Source organism: Streptomyces sp. NPDC001530 (genome assembly GCF_042894545.1).
Taxonomy (GTDB): domain Bacteria; phylum Actinomycetota; class Actinomycetes; order Streptomycetales; family Streptomycetaceae; genus Streptomyces.
On record NZ_JBIAVS010000027.1, the window covers coordinates 49,626 to 76,604 of the forward strand.

General features: G+C 69.9%; 19 protein-coding genes and 3 pseudogenes. 4 read left to right on the forward strand and 18 right to left on the reverse strand.

Annotated features, from left to right (window positions below):
* Positions 1-35 precede the first annotated feature (35 nt).
* The 6 genes from asnB to ACFY0T_RS41535 all read right to left on the reverse strand — a co-directional run bounded on the left by asnB (position 36) and on the right by ACFY0T_RS41535 (position 8,969).
* Complete coding sequence (gene asnB, locus ACFY0T_RS41510) at positions 36-1,970, reverse strand: asparagine synthase (glutamine-hydrolyzing) (protein WP_388883325.1); 1,935 nt, start codon at positions 1,968-1,970, stop codon at positions 36-38.
* 3 nt (positions 1,971-1,973) lie between these two features.
* Complete coding sequence (locus tag ACFY0T_RS41515) at positions 1,974-3,488, reverse strand: Wzz/FepE/Etk N-terminal domain-containing protein (RefSeq protein WP_388883327.1); 1,515 nt, start codon at positions 3,486-3,488, stop codon at positions 1,974-1,976.
* The gene (locus ACFY0T_RS41520) at positions 3,485-4,852 is read right to left on the reverse strand and encodes a Wzz/FepE/Etk N-terminal domain-containing protein (protein ID WP_388883329.1); all 1,368 of its coding nucleotides are present in this window, start codon (positions 4,850-4,852) and stop codon (positions 3,485-3,487) included. The genes ACFY0T_RS41515 and ACFY0T_RS41520 overlap by 4 nt, the downstream gene beginning before the upstream one ends.
* Entirely contained in the window at positions 4,849-6,114 is a 1,266-nt protein-coding gene (locus ACFY0T_RS41525; RefSeq protein ID WP_388883331.1) for a glycosyltransferase family 4 protein, read from the reverse strand. Before ACFY0T_RS41525 ends, ACFY0T_RS41520 begins: the two co-directional genes overlap by 4 nt.
* A complete protein-coding gene (locus ACFY0T_RS41530; protein ID WP_388883333.1) occupies positions 6,104-7,420 on the reverse strand; it encodes a nucleotide sugar dehydrogenase in 1,317 nt (438 codons plus the stop codon). Before ACFY0T_RS41530 ends, ACFY0T_RS41525 begins: the two co-directional genes overlap by 11 nt.
* Before the next feature lie 70 nt (positions 7,421-7,490).
* Entirely contained in the window at positions 7,491-8,969 is a 1,479-nt protein-coding gene (locus ACFY0T_RS41535; protein WP_388883335.1) for a sugar transferase, read from the reverse strand.
* 629 nt (positions 8,970-9,598) lie between these two features.
* Between ACFY0T_RS41535 and ACFY0T_RS41540 the strand changes: the two are divergent.
* Positions 9,599-10,227: pseudogene (locus tag ACFY0T_RS41540) on the forward strand (IS5 family transposase); the annotation flags it as partial.
* Positions 10,228-10,321: 94 nt separating this feature from the next.
* On the opposite strand, the gene ACFY0T_RS41545 reads toward ACFY0T_RS41540, so the two are convergent.
* On the reverse strand, positions 10,322-10,630 hold the full coding sequence (locus ACFY0T_RS41545; RefSeq protein ID WP_388883336.1) for a hypothetical protein: 309 nt from the start codon (positions 10,628-10,630) through the stop codon (positions 10,322-10,324).
* 744 nt (positions 10,631-11,374) lie between these two features.
* Here ACFY0T_RS41545 and ACFY0T_RS41550 point away from each other — a divergent pair.
* Positions 11,375-12,121, forward strand: a complete 747-nt coding sequence (locus ACFY0T_RS41550; RefSeq protein ID WP_388883442.1) for an IclR family transcriptional regulator — start codon at positions 11,375-11,377, stop codon at positions 12,119-12,121.
* A 60-nt stretch (positions 12,122-12,181) separates the two neighbouring features.
* Here ACFY0T_RS41550 and ACFY0T_RS41555 read toward each other — a convergent pair whose 3' ends face one another.
* The 3 genes from ACFY0T_RS41555 to ACFY0T_RS41565 form a co-directional block, all read right to left on the reverse strand.
* Positions 12,182-13,312 carry an aromatic ring-hydroxylating dioxygenase subunit alpha gene (locus ACFY0T_RS41555; RefSeq protein ID WP_388883338.1) on the reverse strand — a complete coding sequence of 377 codons (1,131 nt, stop codon included), beginning with the start codon at positions 13,310-13,312 and terminating at the stop codon, positions 12,182-12,184.
* A gap of 131 nt (positions 13,313-13,443) precedes the next feature.
* Complete coding sequence (locus tag ACFY0T_RS41560) at positions 13,444-14,607, reverse strand: NAD(P)/FAD-dependent oxidoreductase (RefSeq protein WP_388883340.1); 1,164 nt, start codon at positions 14,605-14,607, stop codon at positions 13,444-13,446.
* Positions 14,604-14,966, reverse strand: coding sequence for a bifunctional 3-phenylpropionate/cinnamic acid dioxygenase ferredoxin subunit (locus tag ACFY0T_RS41565; protein WP_388883342.1), 363 nt, complete (start codon positions 14,964-14,966; stop codon positions 14,604-14,606). Before ACFY0T_RS41565 ends, ACFY0T_RS41560 begins: the two co-directional genes overlap by 4 nt.
* A gap of 169 nt (positions 14,967-15,135) precedes the next feature.
* Here ACFY0T_RS41565 and ACFY0T_RS41570 point away from each other — a divergent pair.
* Positions 15,136-16,042 (forward strand): annotated as a pseudogene (locus tag ACFY0T_RS41570) (L-serine ammonia-lyase, iron-sulfur-dependent, subunit alpha).
* 60 nt (positions 16,043-16,102) lie between these two features.
* Here ACFY0T_RS41570 and ACFY0T_RS41575 read toward each other — a convergent pair.
* From ACFY0T_RS41575 to ACFY0T_RS41600, 6 genes and pseudogenes are all read right to left on the reverse strand, one after another.
* On the reverse strand, positions 16,103-16,735 hold the full coding sequence (locus tag ACFY0T_RS41575) for an MBL fold metallo-hydrolase (RefSeq protein ID WP_388883344.1): 633 nt from the start codon (positions 16,733-16,735) through the stop codon (positions 16,103-16,105).
* Complete coding sequence (locus tag ACFY0T_RS41580) at positions 16,735-17,820, reverse strand: S-(hydroxymethyl)mycothiol dehydrogenase (RefSeq protein WP_388883346.1); 1,086 nt, start codon at positions 17,818-17,820, stop codon at positions 16,735-16,737. The genes ACFY0T_RS41575 and ACFY0T_RS41580 overlap by 1 nt, the downstream gene beginning before the upstream one ends.
* Before the next feature lie 199 nt (positions 17,821-18,019).
* Complete coding sequence (locus ACFY0T_RS41585; protein ID WP_388883348.1) at positions 18,020-18,853, reverse strand: alpha/beta fold hydrolase; 834 nt, start codon at positions 18,851-18,853, stop codon at positions 18,020-18,022.
* Positions 18,854-19,044: 191 nt separating this feature from the next.
* Positions 19,045-19,263 (reverse strand): annotated as a pseudogene (locus ACFY0T_RS41590) (cyclase family protein); the annotation flags it as partial.
* Positions 19,264-19,444: 181 nt separating this feature from the next.
* Positions 19,445-20,275, reverse strand: a complete 831-nt coding sequence (locus tag ACFY0T_RS41595) for an enoyl-CoA hydratase-related protein (RefSeq protein WP_388883350.1) — start codon at positions 20,273-20,275, stop codon at positions 19,445-19,447.
* Positions 20,276-20,317: 42 nt separating this feature from the next.
* A complete protein-coding gene (locus tag ACFY0T_RS41600; protein WP_388883352.1) occupies positions 20,318-20,812 on the reverse strand; it encodes a PaaI family thioesterase in 495 nt (164 codons plus the stop codon).
* A gap of 98 nt (positions 20,813-20,910) precedes the next feature.
* Here ACFY0T_RS41600 and ACFY0T_RS41605 point away from each other — a divergent pair, with 98 nt between their 5' ends.
* On the forward strand, positions 20,911-21,378 hold the full coding sequence (locus ACFY0T_RS41605; RefSeq protein ID WP_388883353.1) for a winged helix-turn-helix transcriptional regulator: 468 nt from the start codon (positions 20,911-20,913) through the stop codon (positions 21,376-21,378).
* Between the two features lie 101 nt (positions 21,379-21,479).
* Here the strand turns inward: ACFY0T_RS41605 and ACFY0T_RS41610 are convergent, their stop codons facing one another.
* The gene (locus tag ACFY0T_RS41610) at positions 21,480-23,819 is read right to left on the reverse strand and encodes a DUF4132 domain-containing protein (RefSeq protein WP_388883355.1); all 2,340 of its coding nucleotides are present in this window, start codon (positions 23,817-23,819) and stop codon (positions 21,480-21,482) included.
* Entirely contained in the window at positions 23,819-26,326 is a 2,508-nt protein-coding gene (locus ACFY0T_RS41615) for a DUF4132 domain-containing protein (RefSeq protein WP_388883357.1), read from the reverse strand. Before ACFY0T_RS41615 ends, ACFY0T_RS41610 begins: the two co-directional genes overlap by 1 nt.
* Positions 26,327-26,979 lie beyond the last annotated feature (653 nt).

The window sequence follows — 26,979 nt, forward strand, 5'->3', positions numbered from 1 at the left end:
AAGTCCCCTTGTTTCTACGCCGTCTTCGCCGTCTTCTACGCCGCCGAGCGAGTGCTCTGTCCGGACCCGGAGGTCGCGTCGCGATACCAGTACTCGAGGGTCAGTACGTGCCACAGATGCTTGGAGAAGTCCCGCTGCCCGGCGGCGTCCTCGGCGACCATGCGCGCCAGCGCGTCGCGGCGCAGGAGCCCGGAATTGACGAGCACGCCGTCGTTGACCACCTCGCGCACCAGCGGTGCCAGGTCCCGGCTCATCCAGGCGCGCAGCGGGGCGCTGAACAGGCCCTTGGGCCGGTACACGATCTCCCGGGGCAGGACCGAGGTGGCCGCCTCCTTGAGGACGGCCTTGCCCTGCCGTCCGACGATCTTGCGATCGCCGGGCACGGCGAACGCCGCCTTGACCACTTCGACGTCCACGTACGGCACCCGCACCTCGGTCGAGGCGGCCATGCTCGACCGGTCCGTGTAAGCGAGGTTCAGGCCAGGCAGGAACATCCGGGCGTCGGTCAGGCACATGCGGTTGACGAAGTCGTCGAGGTCGTTGTCCTGGTAGATGTCCGCGTGCTCGGTCAGCACGTCCCCGACCGTCCCGGCCAAGTCCGGATCGACCAGGGCGAGGAGCTCGTCCTGGTCGTACATGGTGTAGCTGCGCCGGAACGCGGTCTCCTCCGGCAGGTCGGCGAAGGAGAGGAACCGCTTCGCGAAGCGCACCGACCGGTACCCCCGGCGGGCCGTGGCGACCGGCAGCCGGTCCACGGCCCTGGACAGGCCGCGCCGCAGGGGTCGCGGGACGCGCTGGTAGCGCAGCGCGAGCAGGTTGGCCAGGTGCTTGCGGTAGCCGGCGAACAGCTCGTCGGCACCCATCCCCGAGAGCATCACCTTGACCCCGGCCTCCCGGGCGGCCGAGCAGATCAGGTACGTGTTGATCGCGGCGGGGTCGCCGATCGGCTCGTCCAGGTGGTACGTCATCTGCGGCAGCAGGTCGAGCACGTTCGGGGCGATCTCGATCTCGTGCAGGTCGACGCCGAACCGCTCGGCCACCTGCCGGGCATAGCGCAGGTCGTCCGGCATCGCCTCGAACTTGGCGTCCTCGGCGCGGAATCCGATCGTGTAAGCGGAGATCCCGGGTTGGTGGCGGGCCGCCAGCGCGGTCAGGTAGCTGGAGTCGAGCCCGCCGGAGAGGAAGGTCGCCACGGGTACGTCGGAGAGCAGGTGGCGCCGGGTCGACTCCTCGACGATGGCGGCCAGGTCCGGCTGCTCGCCGCCCCGGGCCCGCTCCCGGCCCTCGGCGGCGACGGCCTTCAGGTTCCAGTACCGGCCGCGCTCCACCCGGCCGTCGGGCCGGCACCGGAGCCAGCTCCCCGGCGGCAGCTTCTCCGCTTCGCGGAACGCGCAGCGCGAGTCCGGCACCCAGTAGTACAGCAGTGAGGCCACCAGCGCCGCATGGTCCACCTCCAGCGACCCACCGGTGGCGGCGGCGAGCGCCTTGAGCTCGGAGGCGAACACCAGACCCTCGCCGCGCCGGAGCAGGAACAGCGGCTTGATACCGAGCTGGTCGCGGGCGAGCACCAGGTCACCGGTTCGCTCGTCGAAGATCCCGAACGCGAACATGCCGCGCAGCCGGGGCAGGCAGTCCGTGCCCCAGCGCCGCCAGGCCTCAAGCACCACCTCGGTGTCGGAGGTACCGCGAAAGCGCACCCCGGCGGCCGCCAGTTCGGCACGCAGCTCGGGCGCGTTGTACAGCTCGCCGTTGTACGTAAGGGCGAGGCCGCCCGAGACCATCGGCTGGGCGCCGGTCTCGGACAGGTCGATGATGGCCAGCCGGCGGTGCCCGAGGTGCACTTCGCCGTCACCGGCGGGGTAGCTGTACCGGCCCGCCCCGTCCGGACCGCGGTGGGCGAGGGTATCGGTGAGCCGGTCGGTCACGACCTTCCCGTCCGGCCAGCGGTACGTGCCTGCGATGCCACACATGTCTTACCGCGCCTCCTGGTCGATGTCCGGGACTCGTGCCCATGACGGCCGCTCCGTCCGCGTCCGGCCCGTCCCGTTCTGCCGCGCAAGCCACTCGTTGTGGCCGCGCAGCGCGGTGTGCAGCCCGTCCCACAGAGTGCCGTCGGTCCGGTCCCGCGGATCGGGGTCGATCAGCACCACACCGATCACCGGAATGCGCTGGTCCGCGAGCTGCCGCGCCACGGTGTGCAGCCATGCGGCGCTGCCGTGCCCGGCACGCACGACGAGCACGGTCTGGGTACCGAGGTCCTGGAGGCCGGTCCACGCCGTGCCGGGCGCCACCGAGCCGACGCCGAGCCGGCGCTCCTGATGCGACACGGCCGCGGCACGCTCGCCGCTGACCACGGTGGGGTCTCCTGGCTTCGGGCGGCGGCCTGCGAGCTGCAGGCCGGGCAGACCATCGATGATGACCACTGGCTCCTCCGCCGCCAGTGCCTTGGCGAGGTCCAGGGCGATCACGCTCGCGCTGCGCGCACAGCCCAGTTCCAGCAGCGACACCGGTTCCGCGGAGCCGCGCACGGTGCGGGCCAGGGTCGCGGTGAGCCGTTCGCGGGCCGCCCGGGTCCGTCGGCGCTGCCACCGCCTGCCCGACCGGCGGGGCAGCTCCGCGATGACCGAGGCGCCCAGGTTCGCCGCGATGTCCCGGCGCAGCACGGGGCGGTCCGCCACCACCGTGCCGACCGCGGCCACCGCGAGCCCGAGGACGAGCCCGAGGACGAGCCCGATCGCGGCGTTGGTGGCAGCGGCCCTGGGCAGGGAGTGCCGCACCGCGCGCGGGGCGTCCACGATCTGCGTGCCGGCGATGACCTTGGGCGTGCCGGTGCGTGCCTCCTCGGCGCGCTGGTCGAAATCGGCGATCCGTGAGTCGAGCTCGGCCCGGCGGGCGAAGAGCGATTCGATGCTCGCCGACGCCTTCGGGTCGCTCTCCGGCGATCTGCCCCCGATCTCCTTGTTGACCTGGGCGAGTTCGTCCCGCATGCGGTCACGCTGGTCGGCCAGGGCCTTGGACTCGGCCTTGGCGGCTTCCTGCATCCGCTTCACGTGGTCCGCTACGAACGCATCGGCCAGCGCCTTGGCCCGGGCCACCGCTTCCGCGTCGCTGTCACCTGTCACATCGATCTGCAGCAGGTTGTTGGTCAAGCCGGTCCCCCGGTAGTCCCGCATGAAGTCTTCTGGTTTTTCCGGGGACTTGAGGGACTTCAGGGCCTTGTCGGCGATCCGCGTGGTCCGCAGCAGCTCTACGTCGGTGCGGATCAGCGTTCCGGTGTCGTTCGGCTGGTCCTCCTGATGCGCGACCAGCACCTTGGTCACCGCGGCCGGCGGCGGCGGCCGCAGGACCGCCAGCGCCGCGCCGGCCAGCAGCCCCACGAGCGCCAGGGAGCACCAGAGGCGGCGGCGCCTGCGCACCGCCACCACCAGCGCCTGTAGGTCAAAGAGCGGAATGGCTGCCGACGACTCCGAAGTCGTGCTCGTCGTCACACCGAACCTCCCGTCACGTGACCGCGGACCGCGAGCGCCACAGTGGCGTCGTCCGGAGGATGGACGGCAGACCGCGTCGGACGGGCCCGGACCATGTCGGCGACGACGATGCCGACAACCTCGTGCCCGCCGTCCGCACACGCCTCGGCGATGCCGGCGAGCTCCTCGGCGGTCCAGCTGCCCGCGCTGAGCACGACCAGGGCACCGGACTCCGTGTCGCGGTCCGGCACTGTCGGCCGGTCCACCGAAACCTCCACCACCCGCAGTAGCGGATCGCTCTTGGCCTCGGCGACGAGCTGCCCGGCGGCCCGGCGGGCGGTCTCGTCGCCGTCCGGTACGACGACCAACAGCCGCCGGGGGGCCGGCAGCTGGTCACGGAGGCGAGCGCACACCCGCCGGTAGCGGATCCGTCTGCCGGCCTCGTCGCCGGACGTCTGCGGGGTCGGTATGTCCCACCGGGTGTCGACGCCGAGGAGTCGGCGGATCCGGGCTCGCGGGCCACGGCCTACTGGCCGGTGCGCGCGCCGTTCACCAGGCACGTCGACGGTGCCAAGCAGCGACGAGCCCAGCGCCGCGGCGATCTCCGGTTCGGTGCGCAGTCGGCGATTCACCCGTGCGGCGACGAGATGGCCGATGACCGCGAGCAGGAAGAACAGCACCGCCCCGGCGACGATGAGCTGCATCCTCGTCGGCGGCGCCTCGCCGGTCGGCCGGGCCGCCGGCCCCATGACGACCATGCCGGCCTTGTTGGTCGCCGGGTCGGCCTCGTCCAGCTTCGTCATGGCCTCCTCCAGCGAGGTGCGCAGCTTCTCGAGGTCGGTGCGGGCCTGCACGCTCTCCACGGTCTGCCCCGGATCGGCCGCATTGGCCAGGTCGGTGATGCGGCGGTTGGTCTCCGCCACCTTCTGCCGCAGCGCCTCGGTCCCGGTGGCCGCGTCGGGGTCGGTGCTGCCGCCTGCGATCCGCGCGGCGAATGTGACGAATTGCTGGGCCATCCGGTCGGAGAGTTGCTGCGCGCGCTCCGGGGTGTCGGCCGTACCCGAGATCTTGATGATGTTCCCGTCGGCAGCCTTGGCGCTCACTCGATCCCGCAGCTCGGTGCCGCTGACTCCACTCCAGTCGAGAGCGGCGGCCGCGCGGTCGACCACCGTCGAACTGGTCGCGATATCCACCTGAGTCAGCAGCTCGCGCTCTTCCCACTGACCCGGCAGCAGGACCGATGCCGACGTCGTGTACCGCGGCGGGAACACCACCGAGGCGCCGTAGCCGACGAGTGCGCCCACCACGGCGAGGACGGCGAGAAGCCGCCACCGTCGACGGAGAATCCGCCCGATCGTGACCAGGCGGATCGTGTCATCGCTCAACTGCGCTGCCTCTTCCCTGTGCGGACCGGGTCGCCCGCCGACACCGGGGTGTGGTCACGGCACGCAGCGGCGTAGGCGGCGAGCAGCGACGCTTGCGAGTTCCGCCAGGAAAGCTGTCCGCTGATCCGCTCCTGGCCGATCTTGCCCATCCGGGCCCGCTTCTCCGGATCGTCAAGGAGCAGCGCGATGAGCTTGGCGAATTCGGCCTCGTCGTTGGCGGGCGCGTAGAGGGCGGCGTCACCGGCGGAGACGCGCGCCTCCCGGAGGTCGAACGAGACGATGGGCCGGCCCATCGCCATGTACTCCAGGACCTTGTTCATGGTCGACACGTCGTTGAGCGGATTGAGCGGGTCGGGGGAAAGGCATACGTCCGCGGTGGACAGGTAGCGCACCAGGTCGGCGTCCGGAATGCGCCCGGTGAACTGCACCTGTTCGGAGAGCCCGAGCCGCCGGGACAGCTCCACCATCGCGTCGAAGGCGTCGCCGGAGCCGACGAACACCGCATGCCAGTCGGTCCGCCCGAACTCGTCGCGCAGCTTCGCGAGGGCGCGCAAGGCGTAGTCGACGCCGTCCTGCGGGCCCATGACGCCGAGGTAACACAGCAGATGAGGCTTGCCGCGCTTCAACTCCGGCTCGGGCGGCACCGGTTGGAACCGGTCGATCGCGGGTGCGCTGCGCACCACGAAAACGTCCGATGGCCGCCGACCACCACGGCGCAGCGCGACGTCCCGGTAGCTCTCGTTCGTGGCGAGCACGATGTCCGCGGCCCGGTAGGTCCGCCGTTCCAGCGCGCACACGGCGCGGTAGAGCAGGTCTTCGCCGCGGTCGAACCGGGAGAGGTACAGCTCGGGTACCAGGTCGTGCTGGTCGAAGACGAACCGCGCGCCGCGCCGCTTCAGCCACAGTGCCGGCAGGAACAGCAGGTCGGGCGGGTTGCAGGCGTGGACCACGTCGACCGGGCCGACTTTGCGAGCCAGCCGGACCGTGTGCCACAACGCCGATCCGTATTCCCGCAGGTAGCCGGCCGGCCCTCCGGTGGCCGCGCGCAACGGGTAGCGGTGAATCCGCACCCCGTCGATCACCGCCTCCGGCTCCGTGTCCCGCTTCTCCCCCCGGGGACAGATGACGTGCACCTCCCAGCCCGCGTCGCGCAGCGTCGTGCACTCCTGCCACACCCGCCGGTCGAACGGCACTGACAGGTTCTCCACCAAGATCAGCGCGCGACGGGCCGGCCCGTCGCCGCCAGTTGTGTCACCAAGCAAGGCCCACGTACCCAGGTTCGGCCCGGCGCGCCTCGGCGTCGGGAAGGTGGATGAGGTCGACAATCACCGGGCCGTCGCCATGGGGCAGCGCCGACAGGACGGCCGGATCCCTGGTCCCGACCAGGCACACCTCGGCGTGCTCGAGCACCTCGTCGACGGACTCCGCGAGCAGCTGCGCGAGGTGCGGCAGCCGGGTCTCGATGTACTCGCGGTTCGCGCCCATCAACCGGGAGAGACTCACGTTGGCGTCGTAGATCCGCAGGTCGTAACCCTTGCCGAAGAGCCTCTCCGCCAGCTCGACGAGCGGGCTCTCGCGGAGGTCGTCGGTGCCGGGTTTGAAGGACAGCCCGAACAGGCCCACCCGACGCTTGCCGGTGCGCTCGACCAACTCCACCGCGCGCTGCAGATGTTCGGAGTTGGAGGGCAGCACGTGGGCGAGGATGGGCACCGAGACGTCGGCCCGCTGCGCCGCATGGACCAGGCTGCGCAGGTCCTTGGGCAGGCAGGAGCCGCCGAAGGCGAAGCCGGGCCGCAGGTAGGCGGGGCTGATGTTCAGCTTGCGGTCGGCCAGGAACACGTCCATCACCTGGTGCGAGTCCACCCCGAGCGCCTGGCACACCGCGCCCAGCTCGTTCGCGAAGCCGATCTTGAGGCCGTGGAACGCGTTGTCCGCGTACTTGATCGCCTCGGCGGTCGGGACCGGCACCCGGAACACCTCGCCGGGCAAGCCGTCGTACAGCGCCAACACCGCATCGCCGCTTGCCGGGTCGAGCTCGCCGATGACGGTCTTGGGAGGGTCGAAGAAGTCCCGCACGCTCGTGCCCTCGCGCAGGAACTCCGGGTTGACCGCGACCCCGATGTCCACCCCGGCCGTGCTGCCGACGTTCTTCTCCAGGATCGGTACCAGCAGGTTCAGGCAGGTGCCCGGGAGCATGGTGCTGCGGAACACGACGGTGTGTCGCCCGCCCCGTTCGGCAAGCGCGGCGCCGATCTGTTCGGTGACCCGCTCCAAGTACGTGGTGCACAGGCTGCCGTTGGGCTCCGAGGGCGTGCCCACGCAGACCAGCGACACCGCGCTGTCCATGATCGCCTCGCGGACGTCGCCGGTGGCGCGCAACGCTCCGGTCCGCACGACCTCGGCGATGAGCTCGCCTATTCGCTCCTCGACCACCGGGGCCTTGCCGTCGTTGACCAGGTCGACCTTCACCTGGTTCACGTCCACCCCGATGACCTCGTGCCCCATGCTGGCCAGGCACGCGGCCGATACGCAGCCCACGTAGCCGAGCCCGAAAACGCTGACTCTCATTCCCCGTCTCTCCCCCCAGGCAGGCCCTTGCGGCCTGCGGTCCGCGCGCCGGTCGGACGACCCCCGCGCATCAGTAGGCCCCCTGCCCGTGGAGCACTGCACGCAGCGTCTTCCACAAGATCACTGTGTCCAAGGCGAGCGACCAGTCCTCCACGTACCGCAGGTCGAGGCGGACCGCCTCCTCCCACGGCAGGTCGCTGCGTCCGCTGATCTGCCACAGGCCGGTGAGCCCGGGCTTGACCAGGAGCCGCCGCCGGATGTCCGGGCCGTACGCGGCGGACTCCTCCGGTAGCGGAGGCCGCGGTCCGACGAGCGACATCGATCCGGTGAGCACGTTGAAGAGCTGCGGGAGCTCGTCGAGCGAGTACCGGCGCAGCACTGCTCCCACGCGGGTCACCCGCGGATCCCGGCGGAGCTTGAACAGCAGGCCTGCGCCCTCGTTGCGGTCGGCCAGCTCCGCACGTGCCCCGTGGGCCCCGGCGGCCATGGTGCGGAACTTGACAATGGTGAACTCGCGGCCGTCCTTGCCGACCCTGCGCTGGCGGTAGAGCGCCCCGCCCCGGCTGTCCACCAGCACGAGCAGCCCGACAAGCACCATCAGCGGCGCGAACAGCACCAGCAGGACCGCCGCGCCCACCCGGTCGACGACCTCTTTGATCGCCCGGCGGCCCCCGGTGAAGGTCGGCATGCTGACCCGCAGCAGCGGGATCCCGAGCACCGCGTCGACGTGCAGCCGCGGGCCGGCCACCTCCATCAGCACGGGGGCCACGACCATCTCGGCATCGCTGCCTTCGAGGTTCCACGCCAGCCGCTGCAGCCGGTCCGGTGACCAGTGCGGGTCCGGTGTGACCGCGACGACACGGTAGCCGTCATGGCGAACGTGCTTGGCGACGTCCGCCAGTTGGCCGACGACCGGCACTCCGTCCAGTTCGTCACCGTCGAGCCCGCGACCGTCCGTCGTGCACACCGCCTCCACCCGCCAACCGAGGTGCGGGAACTTGCGGGTCCGGGTGATCAGGTCGGACACGGTGGCCGGGCTCCCAGCAGCGAGCACCGGTCTAAGGCACCGCCCTTCCTTGCGCTGCTTGTGCAGCCAGAGGCGGAGCAGATACCGCGCGGTCATGGTGACGAGCGCGATCGCGGGGATCGCGACGAAGATCCAGAGCTTGATGTTGCGCGAGGTCAGGGCGATCCCGCCGAGCGCCAGGACGACGGTCGCCGTGAACAGTGAGCGTCCGAGCCGGCGGAATTCCTCGGCACCCTGGCCGAGCACGGCCGGAGCCCACGACCGGCTCACCGCAAGCGCTCCCAGCACCAGCAGCTGGGTGCCGAAGGCGAGTATTCCCCACTTCTCGTGCCAGTTGGCCGCGTCCCGGGCCCCGAAGAAGTCGCCGATCGCCGCCACCACCAAGGCGGTGACCACGGTATCGCTGGTGATCACGGTACGGCGGTACCGCTGCTCCCAGTCGGTCGCCGGCTGGCTGATCGCCCCATTCGCCAGACGCCCGCGCGCCGACGGAAAAGGGCCGACTAATCCCCCCTGCCGCACAGAACCCCCCCGGTCCCCAGTGGTTCGACGTGGTCGCCTAACACTGTTCCTCCCCCCGGGAGGCCCCCGCCCCCCGCACAGTTCCACCCCTCGGGAGGCCCCGCCCCCCGCGCCGCGTTGTTCCTCCCCCCGGGAGACCCCGCCCCCGCGCATGACATCCCGGCTATTTCAGCGCTACTTGAACAACCCACCCTGGCGGCTGCGCGGGAACCCGTCGAAACCTCGGGTGCTCCCCGCACCCAAAGCCCCCTCTCGGGCTCCAAGAATTGATCACCCACACGTCTGGCGCCGGAGACGCAGCTGCTGGCTGCCCGCAACGTCTGACCTATAGATCATGATTTGTCGCCTCGTGTCCCAGCATGCGAAGCACGGTCAATCTAGACCATCGGGGCCCGTCTGAAGAGAGGGATGTGTGCAATTTGTGCGCACGATTTGAAGCTGGATCCACGGATCGGTCACGTCTGTGGGTGCCTTGATGACGAAGACGTGCCTTGTGACCTGTGATGACGGGAGTTCTCCGAGCTGCCGGCACCGGCAACCCCGAGGCGTCCTGGCACTGCCGGCTGGGCCGCGCTCAGGGCAAGTCCGGCCGGATCTTGTTGGTGAGCACGGGGCGGTGGATGCGGGTGTGGGCGATCGATGGCACGTAGGAACGGATCTTCACCGCTCTGCTCGCGCAGGCAGACGCCGACGGCGACCTCGACTGGGTCGTCGCCGTCGACTCCACGATCGCGCGCGCTCACCAGCACGCCGCCGGAGCCCGCCCAAACGGGCCCCGGCCGCGAGCCGCATGCCCTCGGACGCTCCCGCGGCGGACGGATAACGAAGATCCACCTGGTGGCCGACGGCCGTTGCCGCCCGCTCGCCTTCCAAACAGGCCGGGAACGCCCCCCGCCTACACAGGTCATGGCCCGTTTGCGAGTGCCCAGGCGGATCGGCCGCCCCCGCACGACGCCAGATGCGGTCCTGGCCGAAAAGGCATACTCCTCGCGAGCCATCCGAACTCACCTCAGCAGGCGGGGCATTCGTGCAGTGGTACCGCAGCCGGCCGATCAGATCGCCACACGCAAACGCCGTGGCAGATCCAGTGGCCGGGCCGCCGGCCCTCGACCGTGAGGTCTACAAGCAGCGCAACACGGAGCGGTGCATCAACAAGCTCAAGCAGTGGCGCGGCCTGGCCACTGGCCAGGACAGGACCGCAACCATCTTCCTGGCCAGACTCCACCTCGCCGCCATGTTCATCTCGACAGCGACATGATCCAAAGGAAACGACCCCGGCCTAGACCACGTGGACGTCAAGAGTCACTATCGACAATCTGTGCCATGGAGTGCCGCGTCCCCCTCGGCACCGCTCACCAAGATCCGGACCAGACGCGGACCAACCCGGTTTCACGGTGGGCGATTCTGCCCATTTCCGCAGATCGGAAGCGAGTGAGGCCGTGTACCACAAGCAGACCAAGAAACTGCTGGCAATCCGGCGCCAGGATCGGCGCCGCCACCTTTTTCTCCATCGGCAACCCATCGACGGGCGTCGCCATCCACACGTGCAGCTGATCGGACACGAAGCCCCAGCCGACCCGTCGATGGCGCTCTCGGACTACACACGCGCGGGATTCCGTGATGCCGTCAGCCAGATACATCCGCCCGATCACGAGATCCACCAACGCCTCTGACACCGCTACGGTTCATCCGAACAAGAGCAGTCAGCTGTCGCGATCGCCGCGCACCGACAAGCAGTTCCTTCCGCAAGGTCTCAGCAGAAATGGGCCGTTGACGCAGATCCCGGTGCCGGGCATCAAGCATCAGGGCACGTGCCAGCAATGGGTCGTCGCCCTGCGGACGATCACTCTCCACCGGAACAATTCCCTCAGGCCTATCAGCCGGCCCACCGACCGGCCTGTGTACCAGAAGCTCGACCGACAGGAGCAAGGCGACCGGAGGCCACCCCGCGACGAGCACCGGCTTCCACTCCAAGGCCGGCGCCGCCACGATGTTCGCGGCCAAAGAGACCGCGATCCCCAGCAGGAAGGCGGACCACACAGCACCCCGCGCACGGCGTGTTCGGGGCCCTGATAACTTCAGCAGACCGACCGTCGCCAAGAGCAACAGTCCCGCGCGGCCCGGGGCCCGCGCTGGTGGCAGCACCCTCTTGCTACTCGGTGGCAGCACTCACCAAGCCCACCACCCAGCGTCCGGATCCAGTGCACAACGCGTGCACACTCCCCCAGGAACTCCCGGGAACTCGCAGGTAGAGGCGGGCACCAGACACATGAATCGGCCCCTACCAGGAGAAAAGACCTGGTCAAAGTCCCGACGGTAAACAAGTTGTACCGTACTGCGCGTATAGTTTCGCTGTGAGCAACTACAGTCCAGATACTGAAACGACAGGTCCGCAGTCCGGCGGAGTGCAGTCCGTCGACCGCGCCATCAGCGTGCTGGAAATCCTGGCCCAGCGCGGCGAGGCCGGCGTCAGCGAGGTGGCCGCCGAGATCGATGTTCACAAGTCGACCGCGTTCCGACTGCTTGGCGCCCTGGAGGCGCGCGGCCTGGTGGAGCAGGCGGGCGAGCGCGGCAAGTACCGCCTCGGCTTCGGCATCGTCCGCCTGGCCGGCGCGGTCACGGGACGCATCGACATCACGCAGCAGGGCCGGCCGGTCTGCGAGCGCCTCGCCGAGGAGATCGGCGAGACCGTCAACATCGCCGTCATGCAGGAGCACTACGCGATCAACCTCTACGAGGTGCGCGGCCCGGGGGCCGTCACCGCGCACAACTGGGTCGGCGAACTGACCCCGTTGCACGCCACCTCCAGCGGCAAGGTCCTGCTGGCCCACATGCCCGCCAAGGAGCGCGCCGCGCTGCTGTCGGAGGCCGGCCTGAAGAAGGTGACCCCCCACACGCTGACCTCGAAGACGAAGCTCGAGAGGAATCTCGCCGAGGCTCGGGAGCGTGGCTACGCCTGGACCCTGGAGGAGCTGGAGATAGGGCTCCACGCCATGGCCGCGCCGGTCCGCGACCGGAACGGAGAGGTCATCGCGGCACTCAGTGCCTCCGGCCCCGCATACCGGTTCACCGAGGAGCGCATGCACGAGCTCGCTCCGGTGCTGGTCAAGGGCGCGGAGGAGATCAGCCATCGGATGGGCCACCTGGGCTGAGCGCCCGCGTGCCGCCGACGGCCCCGTCGGCCGCCGGCGTCGCCCCGTCGAGAACCGCCGCTACTGCGCCTGCCCTGTCCCGAGCCGCTCCTGGACCCAGTCGTGGAACTCGCCGATGTGGTGCTCGCTGGGCACCAGTACGCCGCCCTTGGCGTACAGCCGGGAGCTCATCGCGGGCTGACAGCGCTCGCACGCGTCGAAGTCCTGCCGGTTGACGCGGTCGAAGAGCTCCACCGACCGGCTGACGTCCTTGCCGCTTTCGACGACGTGCTTGAGGTAGAGCCAGTCGCACTCGACGATTGTGCGGTCCGCGGCAACCGGGTACATCCGGTGGAAGATCACATGGTCGGGGACGAGGTTGATGAACACCTGCGGCCTGACCGTGATCGCGTAGTAGCGGCGGTCCTGATCCTCGGAGACCCCCGGAATGCGGTCCAGGCCCTCGGAGCCGTCGACGGTGAAGCCCTTGATCTCGGCGCCGAACTCCGCACCGTGCCCCACGTAGTACTGAGCCGCGTACCCGTCGGCGAACTCCGGGAGCACTTCGGTGAGTTCGGGGTGGATCGTGGCGCAGTGGTAGCACTCCATGAAGTTCTCGACGATGAGCTTCCAGTTCGCCTTGACGTCATAGACGATCCGCTTGCCGACCTCGAGGTTCTCCACGTCGTAGTGCTCGATCGACTCGGTGTCCCCGAGGCGGGCGACGACGTCCTGGACGACCTCCTCGAAGGGAGGCGGGTTCTCCGCGAGGCACACCCACACATAGCCGAGCCATTCATGGGTCGCCACGGTCGCCAGGCCGTACTCGGTGCGGCTGATGTCGGGCATCTTGGTGAGGTTGAGCGCCGCGACGAGTTTGCCCGTCAGGTCGTACGTCCAGGCGTGGTACGGGCACTGGAAGGCGCGCTTGACCTCGCCGGTCTCCTCCGTGCAGAGCTTGGCTCCGCGGTGCCGGCAGACGTTGAAGAAGGCCCGTATCGAGTTGTCCCGCGCGCGTGTGATCAGGATGCTCTCTCGGCCCACCTCGACGGTCCGGAAGGCGCCGGGCCTGGCCAGATCGGAGGAGCGCACTGCGCAGAACCACATCGTTTCGAAGATGCGCTCCTGCTCCTGGGCGAAGATCCCCGGGTCCGTGTAGGAGGAGCCAGGGAGGGTGGCGATCAGGCTGTCCGGCAGGCTGGTCGAGGTCACAGTGCACTCCTCGGGAGAACGTCGTGGATCGGTCATTCACGCGCCGGGAAGAGCGACTCCGGACGGCGTTGTGTATGGAGCAACGCTGCGTTCTATACGCAACAAAAGCATGAGATGCCGCATAGGTGGTGTCAAGATGTCGCGGCGGTGAGCTGCTTGCGCCAGCGCATGAACAACCGCGGCTGGTTCATCGCGAGCACGGCGACCGGCTGCCCGGCACGCCGGTAGACGGCAAGAAAACTGCGGTCGCCCGGGGCGCCTTCCTCGACCGTCACGCTGTCGGCACCGGCCGCATGACCGGCGAACTGGATCTTCACGCCGTACTGGTCCGACCAGAAGTACGGCGGCCGGGGCACGCCCGGTTCCACCGCCCCCCACGCCAGCAGCGTGGCCACGGCCGCGTCGGGCCGCTCCCGCGCACCGGTCCAGTGCTCGACACGGCGGTGGACCCCCGCGTGGGGGTCGTACCAGGAGGCGCAGTCACCGACCGCCACCACACCGGCCAGGCTGGTGCGGCCGTCCGCACCACACTTGACGCCGTTGTCCAGCACGACGCCGGATCCCTCCAGCCATTCGACGCACGGGCGCGCACCCACACCGACGACGACGATGTCGGCGGGGACACTGCGGCCGTCCTCGAGAAGGACGGCGTCAACTCGGCTCTCCCCGCTCAGTCCCTTGACCCCGACACCGCACAACAGCCGTACGCCGTGGTCCGCGTGGAGGGCGGAGACGATTGCGCCCATGGTCTCGCCGAGCGGTCCGGCCAGCGGCGTCGGCGCCGCCTCGACAACCGTCACGTCGAGTCCGAGAGCGTATGCGGTGGAGGCGACCTCGGCGCCGATGAATCCGCCGCCGATCACGACCAGCCGCCCGCCCAGGGCCAGTTCGTCCCGCAGGGCGCGGGCGTCGTCCAGGGTGCGCAGGGTGTGCACCCCGGTCAGCCCGTCCGTGCCCGGCAGCCTCCGCGCGGCCGCACCGGTCGCGATGACGATGCCGTCGGCCCGCACCTCTCGGCCGTCGGCGAGCCGCACGGCGCGATCCGCACTGTCGAGTCCGGTGGCACGGGTGCCCAGCAGCCACTCGGCCCGCAGGTCCTCGTCGTCCGTCTCCAGCGTGAGATCGGCCTCGCCGATGTCGCCGGCCAGGAACTCCTTGGACAGCGGCGGCCTGTCGTACGGGCGGTGCGGTTCGTCGCCAATGACGATCAGCCGCCCGTCGTACCCCCGTTTCCGCAACGAGCGCGCCGCCGACAGACCGGCCAGCGACGCACCCACCACGGCCACTGTCCTCACGCGGGACCTCCGGCGAGCCGCGACGCGATGCACGGCGGCAGGTTGGGCGCCTCCGTGGACGGCCGGACGTAGATCATGCCGTCCTCGATGAGGACCTCGTGGGTGCGGACCGGGCGCTTGGCCGGCGGAGCGTCGACGGCTCCGGTCCGGAGGTCGAACTTCGAAGCATGCAGCGGGCATTCCACCTCGCAGCCCTCCAGCCAGCCGTCGGCGAGCGAGGCGTCCTGGTGGGTGCAGGTGTCGTCGATGGCGAAGACCTCGCCGTCATCAGTGTGGAACACCGAAACCGGCGGATCGATGTCGAGCCGGTAGGCCTCGCCTCGCGGCAGATCCACGAGAAGGCACGCGGGAATCATCATGACACCTCGGTGCGTATAGCGAAACGGATTGCGGTAAGCGCAACGTCAGTTTGAGGGCGGCCCCAAACCCTTGTCAAGGCATCCAGACGACAGGCGGACCCCTTGCTCAAGGTTGCACTTTGCGCAACTCTTTGCGCTATAGACAACACGCTCCCCGAAGGAGCCTGGGGTGGCGATCAGCGTCTTCGACCTGTTCAAGGTGGGTATCGGGCCATCGAGCTCCCATACCGCGGGACCCATGAAGGCCGCCCGCGCCTCTTCGTCGCCGGGCTGCACGAAGAAGGCCTGCTGGCCCGCGCCGCCCAGGTCCGGGCCGAACTCTTCGGATCGCTCGGCGCCACCGGTCACGGCCACGGCAGCGGCAAGGCCGTACTCCTCGGCCTGGTGGGCGAGGATCCGGAAACCGTGGACACCGACACCGTGGAACGACCGGGTGCGCCGGACCCATGAGGCCGGCCGGCTCCTGCTGCTGGGCCGCCAGGAGGTGGAGTTCCGCGAGATTCAACTCGGCGTCCGAACTGCTGCTGCGTGCCTACGAGTCCGGGCTGCCGCGTGGTCACCGCGCCCACAAACGGCGCCGCCGGAATCACGCCCGCGGTGCTGCACTACTGCACGCGCTTCGTTCCCGGGGCCGACGAGGCCGGCGTCGTCCGCTTTCTGCTCGCCGCCGGCGCAGTGGGGCACTGTTCAAGGAGAACGCCTCGATCTCCGGGGCCGAGGTGGGCTGCCGGGGCGAGGCCGGGTCCGCCTGCTCCATGGCCGCCGCCGGTCTCACCGAGGCGCTCGGCGGCACACCGGAACAGGCCGAGAACGCGGCGGAGATCGGTAGGGAGCACAATCTCGGGCTGATCTGCGACCCGGTCGGAGGCCTGGTCCAGATCCCCTGCATCGAGCGGAACGCCCTGGCCTCCGTCAAGGCGATCAACGCGGCGCGGATGGCGCTGCGCGGCGACGGCACCCATGTGGTCTCGCTCGACAAGGTCGTCAAGACGATGCGCGAGACCGGTACCGACATGAAGGTGAAGTACAAGGAGACGTCGCGCGGCGGCCTCGCGGTCGACGTCATCGAGTGCTGAGACGTCGAGCGCTGAGACCGAGACGTCATTCAGCGCTGGGACGAGGCCGCCGCCGCGCGGTCAGAATCCGCGGTCGATCCACTCCTGGAGGTGCGGGGCCTCGGCGGCGACGGTGGTCGTCTCCCCGTGGCCGGTGTGGACGACGGTGTCGCCCGGCAGGGTCAGCAGCCGGTACCGGATCGAGTCGACGATGGTGCCGAAGTCGCTGTACGACCTTCCCGTCGCCCCCGGTCCGCCCGCGAAGAGCGTGTCACCGCTGAAGAGCGCCTTGAGGCCCGGCGCGTACAGGCAGACCGCGCCGGGAGCGTGGCCGGGAGTGTGCAGGACGGTCAGCTCGACACCCGCCACCGTGACGACCTGGCCGTCGGCCAGTTGGCCGTCGGGTGTTCGCTCGGGGTGGGTCTGCTTCCACAGCGGCAGGTCGTCGCCGTGGAGCAGTATCGGAGCACCGGTACGGGCGGCGAGTTCCGGCGCGGCGTCGATGTGGTCGTTATGGGCATGGGTGCACACGATGGCCCGCAGGGTGCGCCCCCCGAGGGCTTCGGCGATCGCCTCGGCGTCGTGTGCGGCGTCGACGACGACGGCCTCGGTGTCGTCACCGATGATCCAGACGTTGTTGTCGACGTCCCAGGTGCCGCCGTCCAGGGAGAACGTGCCCGAGGTGACGAGGTGTTCGATGCGGGCGCCGGCCATCAGAAGACCACCACCGAGCGCAGCACATCGCCGCCGTGCATCCGCTCGAAGGCCTTCTCGACCTCGTCGAGTGCGATGGTCTCCGTGACGAAGGCGTCCAGGTCCAGTCGGCCCTGCAGATAGAGGTCGATGAGCATCGGAAAGTCACGGGAGGGCAGGCAGTCGCCGTACCAGGAGGACTTCAGTGCGCCGCCCCGGCCGAAGACGTCCAGCAGCGGCAGTTCGAGCTTCATCTCCGGGGTCGGTACGCCGACGAGGACGACCGTCCCGGCGAGATCGCGGGCGTAGAAGGCCTGCCGGTACGTCTCCGGACGGCCGACGGCCTCGATCACCACGTCGGCACCGAAGCCACCGGTCAGCTCGCGTACGGCCTCCACCGCATCGGTCTGCTGGGAGTTGACGGTGTGAGTCGCGCCGATCTTCCGCGCGGTCTCGAGTTTCCGCTCGTCGATGTCGACGGCAATGATCTTGGCCGCCCCGGCGAGCCGGGCACCGGCGATCGCCGCATCCCCCACACCGCCGCAGCCGATGACCGCCACGCTGTCACCGCGTCCGACTTTGCCGGTGTTGATGGCCGCGCCGATGCCCGCCATTACCCCGCACCCCAGCAGTCCCGCGGCGGCAGCGGACGCGGCCCGGTCGACCTTCGTGCACTGCCCCGCCGCCACCAGCGTCTTCTCCGCGAACGCGCCGATGCCCAGGGCCGGAGACAGCTCGGTGCCGTCGGTCAAGGTCATCTTCTGCTTCGCGTTGTGGGTGTTGAAGCAGTACTGCGGTCGTCCACGCAGACAGGCCCGGCACTGCCCGCACACGGCACGCCAGTTCAGGATGACGAAGTCACCAGGGGCGACGTCATTGACGCCCTCCCCCACCGACTCCACGACACCCGCGGCCTCGTGACCCAGCAGGAACGGGAAGTCGTCATTGATGCCGCCCTCGCGATAGTGCAGATCTGTGTGGCAGACCCCGCAGGCCTCGATCTTCACCAGCGCCTCGCCCGGGCCGGGGTCGGGCACGATGATCGTTTCCAGGCTGACGGGGGCGCCCTTCCCCCGCGCGACGACAGCACGGACCTGGTGAGTCATGGCCACTCCTCGGCTGGTACGAGACCTGGGTCGAACGTTGCTCATTACGGCACGCATCTCACGTGTCGCAACACAGCATCATGGAGGGCCGAGCGGGGGTCAAGGATTCGACACAGAGAACGCCGACTGACAGGGGCGCCGCTCCCCCCTCACCGGCCGTCATATGGCCGACCGGGAAGGTTCACGGGGTTGTCAGGGGTCAGCGGGAGTGCTGGAGGAAGGCGATGAGCGCGGCTGTGAGTTCGGCGGGTGCGTCTTCTTGGACGAGGTGGCCCGCGCCGGTGATGCGCTCAAGTCGTGCGCCCGGGATGCGCGCGGCGAGCTCCTCTCCCTTCGCCATGGGAATCCAGGTGTCGTCCTGCCCCCAGCACACCAGCGTCGGGATGCCGATCTCGCCGTACCGGTCCTGAACCTCATCCGTGTAGAGCTGGTCGGCCTGAGCGATCTGCCGGTAGAAGGCCGCCTGGCCGAGGTCGCCGAGCCAAGGCCGGACGAGCCGGTCGAGGACGGCCGGGTGGAGGCCCGGGCTGCTGGCCGAGCTCACGTACTCGCGCACCAAGGCGTGGTGCAGTGCGGGTGGCAACTGCTCGAAGACCTCGGAGTGCTCGCCGACGAGCCGGAAGAACGCGGACCCCCATGGCGCCAGTGCGACGGGGTCGACCAGAGCGAGTGCGCGGTAGTGGGCGCCGTGCAGCAGATGCGCCCGCAAGGAGACGGCACCACCGAAGTCATGGGCGACCACCAGCGGTTCGTTCAGGCCCCAGTGCGCCAGGAGTTCGGTGAAGACCCTGCCCTGGGCGGCCAGGGAAACGTCCTGTCCGGCGTACTTCTCCGATGCTCCGTAACCGGGCATGTCCCACACGAACACCTGGTGACAGCGGGCGAGTGCGCGGGCGACGGCACGCCAGACATAGGAGGAGAAGGGTGTGCCGTGGAGGAGGACGACCGGATCCTGGCCGGGGTGCCCGAGGCTGTCCCAGCGGACGTCGCCGGAGGTGCTGCGGAATGTCTGGGTCAGCTGCCATTCACTCACGGGTGCTGTTCCTCTCGGTCGCGCTTCGCTTCAACGGCGTGATCAAGCCGGAGTAGGTCCGGGCGGCACCGTTGAAGGGCCGGCGTTGCAGGCGAACTCGGCGCCGAAAATCCTCCGCGAGGCCGACGCGATCAGCAACCAGCGGCGGCCGTGGGGTTCAGGGCGCGCGGGATGGGTCAGGAGCATCGTGGTGTCCCGCCCTCCCGGCTCACCTGGCGGAGATGCGAGTGACAGGGGACGGCCGGGTCGAAGGAGTGCGCCCGACCGCCGTCGGTGCCCACCGTCTCGACGCCGAGGCCGATCACCGGCGACTCCTCCGCCACCCACCGGGCACACTCCGGCGACAGGCCAGGGGTGTGCGAGCCGTTCTCGTCGGTGTCGACGAACGCCTCCTGAGCGTGCGAGCGGGCGGCCCGGCATGACGACCCCCTGAGACATGGCTGAACTGCCGACAACGCTGGACACGTTGACGACGGCCGGATCCTCAAGAGTGTCAGCCGATGCTCAGGGCGCGCCGGGGGGGCGCCACGGTCACACGGAGGAAACCCGCACCTTCCGTTCGCCGAGCGTCGACGCTCGACCGCCTGCGGCCTAGGACCCGCTCCCGTAGGGAGCGGACAACAGGCCGCCTGCGCGGGAGGCGATGCGCGCGGCCGTGTCCGCCGTGCCCAGCAGTCGGGCGGAGGTCGCGGCTTCGGCCGACATACGGAGCACCGGGTCGGCCCCGGTGGGCCTCAGCAGTGCGCGCGTGGCCCTGAGTGCCGCCGCGGGCGCGGCCAGCAGGGCCGCCACCTGCTCGGCCACGCGGGCCTCGAGCCCTTCCCGGTTGTCGAGCACCTCGGTGACCAGGCCGAGTTGTGCGGCTTGCGCAGCGGAGAGGCGTTCACCCAGCAGCAGGAGCTGGGCGGCACGCTGTGGCCCGAGACGCTGCGGGAGCAGCAGGCTGGCGGCGGCGTCCGGTACGACGCCCGAGTCGACGAACGCGTACTGCAGATGGCTGCGACGGGTCGCGTAGACGAGGTCGAAGTGCAGCAGCGCGGTGGCACCGCTTCCGACGGCGGGGCCGTCCACGGCCGCGACCAGGAGGGTGTTGGTGTGCAGTACCGCCTTCTGGAACTCGAGGACTGGGGAGCTGAGGGTCAGGGCCGTTCCGGAGTGGGCGAGGAAGTCGTCGAGGTCGTTCCCGGAGCAGAAGTCCTGGCCGGCACCGGTGAGCACAATGACCCGTACGTCCGGGTCGGCATCCGCCTCGGCGACGGCGTCGGCCAGAGCCCGGTACATGGCCAGGGTCAGGGCGTTGCCCTTGTCGGGCCTGTTGATGGTGAGGGTGACCAGCGCTCCCGTGCGGTCGACGCGGATCTCCCCGTGTGCGGAGTCGGAGGCTGGCGGCCCTTCGATCCGAACGGTGTTGTCGAGGGTCACGTCGCCTCCGTGATCGGTCTTTGCGTTGGGGGAGAGTGCGGGTCAGGCGGCCGGCAGGGGGAACACCATGCACGTACTGGTGGCGTGCGCGAGAAGGCGGTCCGATCCGTCGAGCAGCTGGGCCTCGGCGAGTGCCGTACGTCGGCCGCTGCTGAGGACGCCGCCGATGGCGCGGACCTTGCCCGTGTCGACCGTGATCGGGCGGAGGAACTTCACCGTGAGGTCGAGCGACGTGTAGCCCATACCCTGCGGCAGCGTGGACTGCACCGCGCAGCCGGCCGCCGAGTCGAGCATCGTCGCGTAGATCCCGCCGTGCACGCTGCCGATGGGGTTGTAGTGCTCCTCGCCGGGCACCAGGGAGAACACCGCGCGTCCGTGGTCCACCTCTTCGAGGGCGATGCCCAGGGTCGCGCCGATCGGCGGCGAGGGCACACGTGCGGCGAGGATCTCCCGGAGGAACTCCAGCCCCGAGCTCTGCCCGACGGCGGCCGCCGAGATCGTGGGGTCTTCCCAGTCGTATGTACGAGAGCGTTCCATGCGGTTGCGCTGCCTCCTCTGACTTTATTCTGTGAAGCTAGCCTCGGCCGACGCTGACTGTCAATGACAAAGCCAGGCGGCTTGCCTACGATGACGGCATGAAGTGGCTGGAGATCAGCACAGAGAACTGCACGGTCCAGCGCACCCTCGACCTGATCGGCGAGAAGTGGACGCTGCTGATCCTGCGTGACGCCTTCAACGGGGTCCGCCGCTTCGACGACTTCCGCCGCCATGTGGGTCTCTCGGAGGCGGTCCTCGCCGGCCGGCTCCGCAAGCTGGTCACGGCCGGGATCCTCAGGACCGTCCCGTACCAGGAGCAGGGCAGCCGGACCCGGCACGAGTACCGCCTGACCCGCAAGGGCCGGGATCTGTGGCCCGTCCTCGTGGCGCTCCGGCAATGGGGCGAGACGTACGTCGGCGACCCCGAGGGCCCGGTCCTGGACATCCAGCACAGCGACTGCGGTGCCCCGGTACGCGTCGTGGTCGAGTGCTCCGACGAACACGCCTCGCTCTCCCCGACCGAGGTCACGGTCCTGCCGGGGCCCGCGGCCCACCCCCGCACCTGACACCACGACTGACATCCGTCACGGGAAGCTGCGCCCGGCGGCCTCCCGCTCGGTGACCGGCATGCCCGTCGCGGTCTCGTCCCAGAACGTCACGGTGGCCATCAGGCACCCCGCTTGATCTGCGTGAGGATGGACTCGTCGGTGATCTCGGTGTCGGCGGCGAGCAGGAACGCCTTGCTCAGGATCAGCGACAGCCGGTCGTCCTCGAACGGCAGGAACACCTTGCCGTCCCTCTTGCCGCGCGACGGGACGATGCACAGGTAGGAATCGTCGGGCTCCATCAGGATGTTGGCCGAACCCAGATGGATCTTGTACGTGCGCAGTCCGCCCCGGACGACGAGGAAGCGGCCGTCGAGCGAACACCGGTCGGCGATCTTCAGGCGCGGCAGGATCCGTGCCAGCGCGTCGCGGCGCGCCTCGGCACTCTCGGTCAGCTCGGCGAATCCGACCCGCTCCCAGTAGGCGCGCTCGGGGCCCCGGTCGGTCCAGTCGGGGTCGGCGGCGATGGAGGTCACGCCGACGAAGAGGTCCACGTCGCGCATGGCCTCGCTGAACACCAGCGGCGGCACCTCGGCGAGTGGCACCTCCCGCCAGGCGCCCTCCACCCGGCGGGCGAAGCGGACCTGATCGGTCGCGGCCAGCAGATCGTCGCCCGCCCAGTCCGCCAGGGCGTGGAAGAAGCGCACCTGCCACTCCCCCGCGCCGGGCGTCCGCTCCGCCGCGTCCTCGCCTCCGCCGTCCCAGGGGCCGAGCCGGTCACTCGCCCATCCCCGGGCCCTGAACAGCGCGAACATCCTGCGGTAGTGGACGAGGTGCGCGGCGAAGCGGTTGGAGTAGACCCGGGTCTCCTCCTCGGCCGGGGTGAGGAGGTAGATCTCGCGGAACGCCTGCTTGAATGGCTGCCGGATCCGCCGTTGGACGAGCAGTTCCCGCCAGGCCCGCACGGCGTCCGGCTCGGAGCGGATGGGGTGCCACAGTCGTACGGAGGCGTCGTCGGGCGCGTCGGGCAGCTCCCCGTCCTCGGGCAGGACGGCCCGCCAGGCGCCGGGCGTGACCTCGATCTCCCAGATCAGCCGGCGTACGACGGTCCGGGCGAGCGGGTGCCCGGCGAGCTGGGCGCGCCACCATCCGTACGGGTGAACGGCGTCGACGGTGAAACCGCCCTCCAACGCTCGGGCGAGAGTGACGAGTTGGGCATCCACCCGCTTCACCAGATCGCGCAGCTCCTTGACCGGGCCGGCGTGGTCACGGCGGACGGCCGTCGGCAGACTGCGCAGCGGCCGGCCGTCCTTCTCCCAGGTCAGCGAGGCGGTCTCGGCGACCGTGACGACGGCCGCGTAGTCGCCCACCGCCCTGCGCAGGACACCGCCCGCGGCGGTGCCGCTGATGGATGCAGTGGCGAAGCCCAGCGTCGGGAGGCGCAGCGCCACGTCGGTCCGCTCGGCGAGGGCCGCCTCGACCTTCTTGAGCTGCTTGTCGAGCTGCTTGGGCACCCCGGCATGCCGGACCTCTCTGCGCACGGTGCGTATCGCCGTCACCAGCTCGGGGGTCGGGAAGTCCTGTGCGGCGCGCGCCAGTTCGTACAGGAGCGCCTGCGAGGGCAGGGTCTTGGCCGCCGTCGGAGCGATCGCGACGCCGGGCAGCAGCCGGTCGAGCAGTTCCGGCAGCCAGGGCTCGTCGCGGTGCAGTGCCACCCGTGCGGCCTGTCCGAGGGTGATGACCTCCCGGGCCGTGAATGCCTTGTCCGCCCGGTAGGGGATCGTCCCCGCCCCGATTGCGTCGGTGCGGTCGGCCGCCGCCTCCAGTGCGCGGCGGGCGAACGCGACGTAGGCGGGGACGTCGGCCGCCCTGCGCCAGACGTCCGAGAGGGGCGGCGGTGAGACGAACGAATGGTCCCGGTCGATCTCGGAAAGCAGCGCCTGCTCGACAGGGCCGAGGCTGGTGAGGACGGCGATCTCGTCGGCGACGATGGGGCTCCCGTCCCGGGAGAGGCGCTCCACGGCCGCGCGCAGTGTCCTGCCGCCCGCGAGTCCCGCCACCGCGAGCAGCGCGTACGGCTGGCGCACGTCGTCCTTCTCCAGGACGAACTCGACCAGTGCGCGGGCCGGAACGGACAGGTCGGGCAACGGACCGGTGCAGCGCGCCAGCGTGCCCACGCCCAGGGTGAGGTCCGCCCAGTTGCGGGACTCCGTACCCGCGGCGAGCGCCTCGAACATCTGGCGGCACGCGTCGGGCGTGTAGCGCGGCTGCCGTTCCCTGCCCGCGTTCTCGACCGCGAAGCGGACCGTCATCATCGCGTGCGGGGCGGAGCCGCCCACACGGTAGGCCGCCGGGAGGAGGTCGCCGAGTTCCTCGTCGGAGATCTGCGACAGATCGGGGCGGTCCCCGAGCTCGAAGTCCGGGTCGGTCAGCGCACGCATCAGCCGGGCTGCGTGGTTCATCAGGCGCCCCTCTTGATCTGGTGGAGGATGGTCTCGTCGGTGATCTTCGTGTCGGCGGCGAGCAGGAAGGCCTTGCTGAGGATCAGCGAGAGCCGCTCGTCCTCGAAGGGCAGGAACACCTTGCCGTCGCCCTGACGACGCGACGGGACGATGCACAGGTAGGAATCGTCCGGTTCCATGAGGATGTTGGCCGAACCCAGATGGATCTTGTACGTGCGCAGTCCGCCCCGGACGACCAGGAAGCGGCCGTCGAGAGTGCACCGGTCGGCGATCTTCAGGCGCGGCAGGATCCGCTCCAGCGCCGCACGGCGGACCTCCGCGCTCGCCGTCAGCTCACCGAAGGTGGCCGTCCGCCAGTACGCGGTGTAGCGGTCCTCGCCGCGGTCGGCCCACTCGGGATCGGCGGCGATCGAGGTCACGCCCACGAACAGATCGACGTCCCGCATCGCCTCGCTGAACACCAGCGGCGGCACCTCGGAGAGGGGAACCTCCTGCCGGCGTCGGCCGTCCCGCCGCTCGAACCGCACCTGGTCCGTCGCGGCGTGGTCGGGCGCGTAGTCGCCGGCGTCGTCGGCGGCGGGCTCGTGGTAGAAGCAGGCCCGCCACGCGCCGTCGCCGAACTCGCCCCGGGCCGTTCCCTCGTAGCCGCCGTCGTACCGGCCGAGGAAGTTGGCCTGCCATCCGCGTTCCTTGAACAGCGCGTAGAGCCGCCGGTAGTGGACGATGTGGGCGGCGAAACGGTTGGAGTAGACGCCGGTCTCCTCCTCCGCCGGGGTGAGCAGGTAGATCTCCCTGAATGCCTGTTTGAACGGCTGCCGCAGCCGTTCGGCGACGATCCGCGCCCGCCACGCCCTGATGTCGTCCACCGATGCCCGGATCGGATGCCACAACCGGACCCGCGCGGGCTCGCCGGGCGGTTCGGTCATCGGCGCCACCGCGCGCCACACGCCGTCCGCGTCCTGGAACTCCCAGATCAGCCCACGGGCAAGGACCCCGGTGACCGGATGGTCACGGTAGTGGCGGCACCACTCGTCGTACGGCCACTCGCGCCCGGCCGACAGCAGCGCCTCGACCCGGGCCCGCTCGCCCGACAGCGTGCCCCGCACCTCCTTGGCAAGGGCTTTCAGTTCCTTGAGCTCGTCCGGAAACCCGTCCTTCACCGCCGCCGGGGCCGTACGCGACGTCCGCCCGTCGGGTCGCGTGAAGGTGAGCCGCACCGTCGCCGCGTCCTCGATCGCCACCCGTGCCCGGTATCCGCCCAGGTCGCGTTCCAGCGAGCCGTCCGGCGCCAGGCTGTGGTCGGGCACGCTGCGCTCGATGAGCTGCCCCGCCGTGATGCCCTGCCTGCCGGCGGCCGTCACCAGAGCGGTGTCGAGCTGCTTGCGGAGAGCCCGGTGCTTGATCTGGGTCTGCAGCCGCCACAGGGCCTCCAGGGCGGCCGGATCGCCGATCTCGGCCAGCGCGTTGATCGTCGCGCCCGCGAGCTTGAGGTCCTCGATCACGCCGGTTCCGGCGCCGGTCCGCTGGGCGAGCGCACCGAGGTACGGCACCACGGCCGGGCCGCCGATCAGCGCGGCCGCCCAGACGACGCCGCGCGCCAGGTCACCGTCGTCCTGATGAACGACGTAGTGATAGTGGTACTCGCCGTGGATCCAGCCGGTGTGCGGACCGCATCCCCTGCTGCACAGCGGATCATCCTCGGCCAGCGTCCGCAGGATCTCGGCCACGAGGTCCCGCGCGGACGCCGCATCCGCGAGCGTGCGGCACGTCCGCCGCCACCGCTGCGTGGGACGCGGCCCCGACAGGCTCGCCAAGTGCCGCACGAAACCGGCCAGTTCCGGCGTCGGCGACCTGTGGGTACGGTCGCGCAGCGGGGCCGCCCAGGGGGCCTGCGACGGGATCAGTCCGTCCGGGATGTGCGCCTCGTCCACACTCGCGAGCAGCGCACGCAGGCGCTTGGTGAGTGACCCGCGCAGGCGTGCCTCGACAGTGGTGTTCATGAGCTCCGCGTGGGCGTGCCGCAGCCAGGGCTCGACCGCACGGCGGCCGTCGGCGCCAAGCCGCTCGGCGCCGTCCAGCACCATCCCCAGCGACTGCGCGAACCAGTGGCCCATGTCGTACTCGGTGACGCGGCGCAGCATCACCGCGACCTCGTCGGGCGTCCAGCCGTGGACCCGCGAGATCAGGGGCCCGATCTGGGCGTGGTACTGCCAGAACCTCGAGTCGTCGAAGCAGGCGGCGAGCAAGAGGCACAGGACCGCGGCCCGGCCCTCCTCGTCCGCACAGGCCGCAAGCCGCCCGTCGATCTCGGCCCGGATCGCCGCGCACGTCGCCTGGTGTCGCTCGTACCCCTCCTGCCCCTGCCAAGTTGGAGGGTCCCACCGGGACTCCGTCCGCTGACGTTCCAGAAGGTCGACGAGCCAGTGGACGCGGTCGAGCGCGGCGTACCTCACGTCGTCGAGCGAGTCGTTCCTACGGGATGCGGTCACCAGGGCGTCGTAGAGCATGGCGGGATGATGGCAGGCTGCACTGACAATGCGATCAACCCGCAGCATCCTCACGTCTGTTCATGCGACCTCCGGGACCAGCGGGGGCGGGCCGGAGATGATCCACGCACAGCGCCCGGGGGTGCGAGCCAGGTTTCGCGCCCCCGCCGACGGGACCAACCCGCACACCACGATCCTGCGGCTCCCGCCAGCTGTGCGATGACGACCATCGAGCCGTAGTCTCCGGGCGGTGCCGATGAGCGGCATGCTCAACCTCGAAGCCGGAATGCGGCCCACACGGAAAGGGCCCCACAGGCTCTCGCTCGTGAAGACCCTCCGCACCGCCGGACCGACCATGTTTGAACGTATGTTCCTTTGACTCCCGGCGCCTCAGTGTTCACTTCCATGTTGTGCGATCCCAGCCGTTCCACATGCGATCGGACTCGTGAGAGGAAAGTCAAGGAATCTTCATCGGCCGCGCGAAGAGAATGACTCGATCTCTTCTTCTGTGCAACCATGTCGTTTCCGCATTCGTGCGCACTGATCTCTCAGTGCGTTCACGGGGGGCGAAATGCGACGCGCGCGACCTATCCGCCATGGGCTGATCATGGTCACGCAGGGGGCAGGGGTGTCATGGTCGAGCAGCATCATTCCTACAGATCGGCCACGCCCGC